The following is a 5,262-nucleotide window of genomic DNA, read 5'->3' as shown; positions in this document are numbered from 1 at the left end:
CGTCTATGTTTGCTGCCGGTCGGTCGGCCTGCTTCGCCCGCTCGGCTCCGATCTCCGCGATTGCCTGCGAAACCGATTCCACGGTTTTGATTTCGTCGTAATCGGCTTCGGTGATGACCCGCTTAGGAAGTGGAAACGGCGCGTTCGGGTCTTGGCCGTCATAGATGGGCTTCAATTCACGATCCGCAAAATACTGAATGCGCTTTGCCCGGATCGGCATGGCCGCATTCACAACGATAATGATCTCATCGGAAGGCAACCGGCGCGCATCATCCTTGGTCAGCAACGGATATTCTTCTGTCCGCTCGGTGACATTGGCCCCGAAAACGCCGTCCTTCATGGACTTTGAGCGGGTCGTGACCTTCTTGGTCGTCGTGCCGACCGATTGCGATAATTCCTCGACCGTGTCCTCTTCTGACGGGGTGAGATAGAGTTTCAGGCCACTGCTGGCTTGAATGGCCTTGCGATCCTCGACACCATAGACGCGATCAAGGTCGGGAATGGACTGCGTGATAATGGCGACATTGCCGCCATAGCTGCGCAACAGCGAAATGCTGTCCACGATGATTTTCATCTTGCCCAGGCGCTGAAACTCGTCGAGCAGGAACATGACCGGGAACGGCTCGTCCGGCTCCGGCTCCTTCTCCTGCAGTTTGGCGATGGCTTCCGCGAAGAACATGCGCACCAGTGGCGCGATTGTCGGAATATCTTCGCTCGTAACGGTGAAATAAACCGTATGCGGTGCACGGCGGAAATCCCCGAAATCGAAATCGTTCCCGGCTGTCACCGCGCAGATATGCGGATTGGCCCACGGCGAAAAGCCGCTAGAATCGAGAATGGAGAGATAGGCGCTCAACGTGTCGGACGCCGTATTCGCGAGCTTCTGGAACAATCCGCGTGCATGGCCGTCGCGAACGACCTTGGCGTAAGCTGCAAAGCGATCATTGTTGGTGCCTTCGCCGTTGAAGGCCAGCTTGTGCACATGGCCGAGATTGAACTTGCCCTGCTCGAAAGCCAAAAGCGCGCAACTGACAAAAACCTCCCGGCTGTTCGGCAGGAAGCTTTCAGCCTGCGGGCTTTGCGCGGCAAGAAATAAGGTCGCCAGCTTGTCAAGCGCCGCCATGCGCTGCGCCGGGTTGGTCATTTTCTCGATGCGGCTCAACGGATTCCAGCGGTGTGTCGGCTGGCCATACTCGGTCGGCCCGAAGCGAAGCACCTTATGCCCCTTCGCCGCTCGATGCCGGGCGGTTTTCTCGAAACACTCGCCCTTCACGTCCAGAACAATGGCGCTGCCGAGATAGGTCAGAAGATTGGGGATCGTGAAGCCCACCGTCTTACCGGCCCCGGTCGGCGCGACCAGAAGGCAATGCGGAAACTTGGCCGAAACGATCAGCTTGCCCTTGGAGGACGGCTTGCCGGTCTTGCCAAGCAGAAAGCCGGTGGCCGGGTTCGCGAAAAAGCGATTGCGCTTCATGTCGCTGATCGTCTGCCACTTGGTGACGCCATATTGTGTCAAACCGGAATCGAGCATTCGCGTGCTCAACAGCAAGCCGCCGATCATCGGCAAGACGATCACGACAGCGGACACTTGCCATTCGCGAAAATGCAGCCGGTAAAGCGACTGGAAGTTTTCAATCAGATAGAAAGCGCCGATAGTCCAATTCTTGTGCCAGACGGTCAAAACCATTAGCGCCAGTATATAACCCAACAGCGCGCCCGATACGGTCAAGAGAGCCGCGCCGATAATCTGTTTGCGTCGATCTTCAGCCAGAACCATTGTCCTCACCTCACAAGCCCAGTTTATGGTCGCTGTTCAGGTTGTGAGAACGGGTGTCCTCGGTAAGCTGGCGCTGTTCTTCAAGCTGTTCGCGTTCCTCGTGCAACTCAAACAGCACCTTGTCGGTCAATATGGCCTTTTCGGTATCGTCCATATTGTAACCGTGCTGACGCATCGCCTCGACATAGGTTTTACCCATATCGTATGCCTCGCGCTGATCGATCTCGATATTTGCCGCCTTCAGGTGCTCCACGAACTCCGACACATTGCCGTTCTGAAGATCGCGCACACCTGTTTCACCGACAATCGCCTTCAGCCCATCGATAAGCTTGCGGCTTTCATCGAAAGTCAGACTGTCTTTAGCTGCCAGTTCCCGCACTTCGCGGGCGGTTTCCTCTTGCGCGACGATGCCGAAATAGCGGTTTTCAACCGCGTTCAACATCGCGACCCGATTTTCGGCGTGGTCTGACCGAAGATCGAAATCCAGCGGAATACCGCGTTCCGTCGCGATCTGGTTCAAATGAACACGGTCTTCCGGCTGAATATAAGATGCTGGCTCTATGAACGGGTAATTCTTGTCGTGTCCCTCGATGTCGAGCGCCTGCGATGCCAATTCTGCATGAAGCGGCGACTTCTGCGCATAAGCGATGAACGCCGCTTTTTCAGCCGTAAACTCGTCTCTTTGCGGCATGACACCGCGAATATCGTCCCACGCATCGATTTCCTCCGTATCCGGGCCACGGTTGGCCGCTTGGTCGAACTGCTCACGCATCCGTTGCAATTCCTGCCAGTCGGACCGCGTGAGTTCGACTTTCTCCGTTAGATCATCCATCATTTCGGCATGGAAAGACGCCGCCCGGTTAAACGCCTCGGTTCGGCCCTGCTCTGTCGTCATGTCGAGATTCATGTGCGCGGCTATCGCGCTTGCATCGCGCTCGATCCAGTGCGTTTCCAATGCAGCCGGCACATGGCCGGTGCCGGCGCGAGCCGCGAACTCATCCTTGTTGATGCCATAGGTTTCAAGTCGCTGCGCGGTCTGCAGCGCAAGGCCGTTTGCCAGTTTCTTCCGGTACTCATCCCCGTAAACCGAACCGGAGGCCTGTTGCATGAAGTCCCGGCGGCGCTCTCCAACCAGAAGATGGTCCATATCGCCTAATGCTTCAAAATACTTTTCTTCAATCTGCGGACGCTCGGCAGGCTCCATATTGGGAAGATGGCTCCACACCGCATCAAGCTGGCTGCGCGCATTCTCGATCTTCTGCATCAGGTCTTTGCTGTCGTTCTCAATCATTTCGTCACTCACTATGTTTTCCTTAAATGCATTGAGATTTGAAATTTCATCGCCATTGCGTATGGCACTAGCGGCGGCGGAAAATGCGACCGAAAGAGCCAAATGTGTGGCTCGGATGGTTTGAGAAAAACGCTCGTAAAAACCGGCTTCCGCGACCTTCAACACGCTCTGGCGTTCGGCCATGGCAACCGGCATATCCATGTGGGCTGTCTGGTGCACGTCATCGAACGTCCCATACTCCTGCCCGTTAAAGGCGATGCGCCAATCATTGCGGTGGGTGGTAATCGACCCGCCGTCTCTGGTCGGCACGACAACCGGCTTTTTGCCGTTGTGAACGATACGTATTGTATCGCCCTCCCCGGCCCCACTGGCGTTCAGTACGGATTCCAGCCCGACGCCCCACATGGTGCGCTCACCGAATTTCGTGTCCAGCGTGATATAAAAACTGTCCGACCCTTTGACCTGATGCCGGTATTTGGCCTCGCCGAAGCCTTTTACAACGCCTTCCAGCCCCTTCATCGCAACAGTGCGGCTGTCTGGATGGAAGCCGCCTGCCCCGCGTGAAACACGACTGGAATTGTTCAATTCGACGCCGTAGCGGGCCGCATGGCGGACCAATGAATCCTTGAAGATATCGTAATTATATTCATGGTCCTTCGCGAGAAAGAACCACTCCCCTGCCGCATTCCTGCGGTTGACGACAATATGGCCGTGCGGATTGTTCGTATCGGTATGGATCGCCGCCAGATACTCGAAGCGGTTGCGGCCCTGTGAAAGCAGTTCCTCGCACGTATCGCGGACAATGCATGAGACAGCGCCAACCGGCGTTCCTGCCGGGAAGCTGGCGACAAGATGCATGGAATGCTTGCCGTCCGCTTTCGATTTCTTCCAGCCATCCACCCACCGCGAAGCGACTTTCTGCGACGCGGCGCTGTCAACATGGCTGCGATAGTCCAATTCCCCGGAAGGGTCGATGACATGCTCGGCCTTGCCAAGCACATAATTCAGTTGCGCGGACAGCCCGATAAAGCCGCTGGCAAAGCCAGACTTCACCGCTTTGAACATGACTTGCGGCACACGACGAACATTCTTCACGTAACGGTCAATGCGAACGGACTGCGTTCGCGGCCCGCCGCCCGGTACGGTCTTGAAATATTCGTAGTGATTGAGGCCCGCGACCTTCATGCGCCGTCTGCCTCGCCTTGCAGCAATTCGTCCACGGTCGTCATGCGGCGGCGACCGGCCCGAACGAAAAGCTTTTCCGTCCGGTCGGCCAAGGACTGCACGCTCTCGCGCATGTCTTCAATCGCCTTCAGGTGAACGCTGTTCGGCATCGCCCGGCCCTGTAGCAGCGCTTCACGATTGATCTGATACACCACCTGATTGAGGTTGGTTCCGACCTTCCGCAATTCCGTTGCCAGTGTCAGCGCCGCGCCTGCAATCTCCTGATCCGCGTCAAAGAAACCGCCAGCCCGCCGCAACGCGCGCCTCGTCAAAGCGGCAACCGTTTCTCCCCTCCCCAGCGCCAGGTCTTTCAACGCCTCATGCTCCACACGTGACAGCCGCGCATAAATCCGCACATCGGCGGATTCCGATCCGCGAGAAGCATTGGCCCGCTCAAGCGCGCGATAGACCGTCGGTCGCGAAACCCCGCGTTTGGCGGAGATTTTCGTCACGCTCAAGCCTGTCGCAAAATCCGCCGCAATCGCCTTCACCTCGTCGCCATTCAGGCGACGGGCGGCGGGTTTGGGTGGCTTTGTCGAGTGTAACGCTGACAAGTTACATTTCCTGCTTCACAGACATTAAATCATCGTGCGATTTCTTATCAGAAATGGGCACCACGCTTCACACCCAAGAAAATGCGAGCACAACCAACGACGGGAGTGCAACGCGAAACCAAACCGCTCCGATGCCACCGGAAGCGCCAGACCGCGAACCAGGCCGCGCAACTTAAAGAGACCGAGGGTCAGTAAGCGGTTATTTGAGGAAGAACAGCCTTCGGCTGAGATGGAGCAGTCCTACGGACTGCAAGTTTTCCCATAGGCTCCGGCTTCACTACGGCGCTATTTGAGTTGCGCGTTCAGCCTCCGCCTGCTCCGCCCAGTTTCCCTCGAAACCGGGCGGCCCTACCGGCTGGGAAAAGCCACTTACGTTTCAGAAAAGAGCGCTGATAACCGGAGACAGCCCGCGCAAC

3 protein-coding genes are annotated in these 5,262 nt (G+C 56.9%); all 3 read right to left on the bottom strand.

Translation table 11 applies throughout. The features are described from left to right. Nucleotides 1–1,777 (bottom strand): type IV secretory system conjugative DNA transfer family protein (locus ACTJKP_RS25360; RefSeq protein WP_440632651.1); only part of this gene is annotated, 1,777 nt, incomplete at its 3' end. 10 nt (nucleotides 1,778–1,787) lie between these two features. Then, the gene (locus ACTJKP_RS25355) at nucleotides 1,788–4,253 is read right to left on the bottom strand and encodes a relaxase/mobilization nuclease domain-containing protein (protein WP_440632650.1); all 2,466 of its coding nucleotides are present in this window, start codon (nucleotides 4,251–4,253) and stop codon (nucleotides 1,788–1,790) included. Then, the gene (locus tag ACTJKP_RS25350) at nucleotides 4,250–4,846 is read right to left on the bottom strand and encodes a hypothetical protein (protein WP_440632649.1); all 597 of its coding nucleotides are present in this window, start codon (nucleotides 4,844–4,846) and stop codon (nucleotides 4,250–4,252) included. Before ACTJKP_RS25350 ends, ACTJKP_RS25355 begins: the two co-directional genes overlap by 4 nt. Between the last annotated feature and the right edge of the window lie 416 nt (nucleotides 4,847–5,262).

Source organism: Brucella sp. 22210 (assembly GCF_052045675.1).
GTDB lineage: Bacteria > Pseudomonadota > Alphaproteobacteria > Rhizobiales > Rhizobiaceae > Brucella.
This window is presented reverse-complemented; position numbering and strand designations above follow the sequence as displayed.